The organism is Bradyrhizobium sp. Kon69 (assembly GCF_055807515.1).
Map to the genome: position 1 here is coordinate 1 of NZ_JBVVOS010000253.1, position 301 is coordinate 301.

Sequence of the window (301 nt, forward strand, 5' to 3'; positions counted from 1 at the left end):
TTCGTACATCGCCACGTGGTACGGGTGGTGGATGTGGTAGAAGGCGCCTTTGGCGCGCAAGGCGGCTTCGAATTCGGTGGTGGTCAACGGTGTGTCAGTCATTTCGCCTGCTCCTACAATTCGATGCTCATGCCGTCGTAAGCCACTTCGACGTTACGCCGCACCAGCTCGGCTCGCTCGGGAGAGTCTTCGTCGAGGATCGGGTTGGTGTTGTTGATGTGGATAAGCACTTTGCGCTGCTTTGGCAACTGTTCGAGCACTTCGAGCATGCCGCCGGGGCCGTTCTGCGCCAGGTGGCCCA

General features: G+C 59.5%; 1 pseudogene. It reads right to left on the reverse strand.

The features are described from left to right. Positions 1-113: 113 nt before the first annotated feature. Positions 114-301, reverse strand: a pseudogene (locus AC0L3U_RS39045) (pyrroloquinoline quinone biosynthesis protein B); the annotation flags it as partial.